This is a genomic window from Microcoleus sp. Pol11C2, from assembly GCF_036701505.1.
In the GTDB taxonomy this organism is placed as follows: domain Bacteria; phylum Cyanobacteriota; class Cyanobacteriia; order Cyanobacteriales; family Microcoleaceae; genus Microcoleus.
In genome coordinates, this window is the sequence record NZ_JAUBQX010000110.1 from 1 (window position 1) to 1,416 (window position 1,416).

1 protein-coding gene is annotated in these 1,416 nt (G+C 43.4%); it reads left to right on the forward strand.

Annotation, left to right across the window (positions count from 1 at the left end; genetic code table 11):
• Positions 1-669 precede the first annotated feature (669 nt).
• Positions 670-1,416: reverse transcriptase N-terminal domain-containing protein (locus QUA42_RS27450; protein WP_333141822.1), on the forward strand; the 747-nt coding region annotated here is incomplete at its 3' end.

Consider the following 1,416-nt stretch of genomic DNA (forward strand, 5'->3'; position numbering starts at 1 on the left):
AAGAAAACTAGGGGAAAACGGGAAAGATGAAGGCGCAAATCAACATCATAACTAAAATCCACAATAAATCAAGTCCTGACATCATGGTGCGTGATTGAAAGCACACAAAGAACCAGAGTTAAAATCTGGTTTCCTCTACACAAAGATTGACAACCTTTGTGTAAAGCGAGGGTGAACGCGGGCAATCGGGATAGCTGAATACCGACACCGCAAGCAAAAATCCTATAACCGAATCATTACTCCAGTAATGAAGTCGTGGGGTAGAAGCGCAAGCTAACGAATTGTTGATATAACCGTCGTAACTTATTACCAGAGGATATAAGCTCGCTCAGAGAAATCTGAACTTCTGTGTCAGGAATATCTGACAAGGGTAAGGACTATCAGGATTCTACTACCGAGATAGCGCACAACCTAGAACCCCGGCGGAAAGACAAACCCTAACGGATTTAATCAATGGAAAGTAGGAACGAAGTAACCCTTTTGTATGCTCCTCTTCAAAATCAATTGTTGAGGTACGCTGTCAGGCTACAGGCTGCAAAAGGCTGGGATGGTTTAAGAAGCTAATGCCTAACCTGAAATAACAGGTAATGCCGAAAAAGGGATGGGGTAATACCCAGGATATGCAGACGTAAACCGCGAAGGTGATTAAGTGAAAAGGTGTAATTAGTAATGGACAAGCCTAAATCTGATTTGGAAACAAATACAGAGGGATGGAAAGCTATTAATTGGCGTCAAGCTGAAAGATATGTTTTCAAGTTGCAAAAACGCATTTTCGCTGCTTCCCGTCGTGGAGATGTCAAGAAAGTTCGTAAACTTCAAAAGACGCTGATGAGGTCTTGGTCTAATAGGATTTTGTCAGTAAGAAGGGTAAGTCAGGACAATACTGGTAAAAAGACGGCAGGAGTGGACGGGCTTAAAAGCTTATCCCCAGCAGAACGTCTAGAACTGGCAAGGGAATTAAAACTAACTGGCAGATCCAAACCGACTAGAAGAGTTTGGATACCAAAACCAGGAAGTAATGAAAAACGCCCGCTGGGAATACCTGTGATGTACGACAGAGCCTTACAAGCCGTAGTAAAATCCGCACTTGAGCCGGAATGGGAGGCAATTTTTGAGCCAAACAGCTATGGTTTTAGACCGGGCAGGTCATGCCACGATGCTATTATGCAGATTAAATTCTGTATTCAACATAAAGCGAAGTTTGTATTAGATGCAGACATAGCAAAGTGTTTCGACCGCATCAACCATTATGAACTACTCCAAAAGTTGAACACAAGAGGCAAAGTCAGGAGGCAAGTAAAATCCTGGCTAAAATCTGGAGTAATTGACGATGGAGTGTTCACTGCAACATCTGAGGGTACGCCACAGGGTGGGGTCATTTCTCCGCTACTGGCAAACATTGCCCTCCACGGTTTG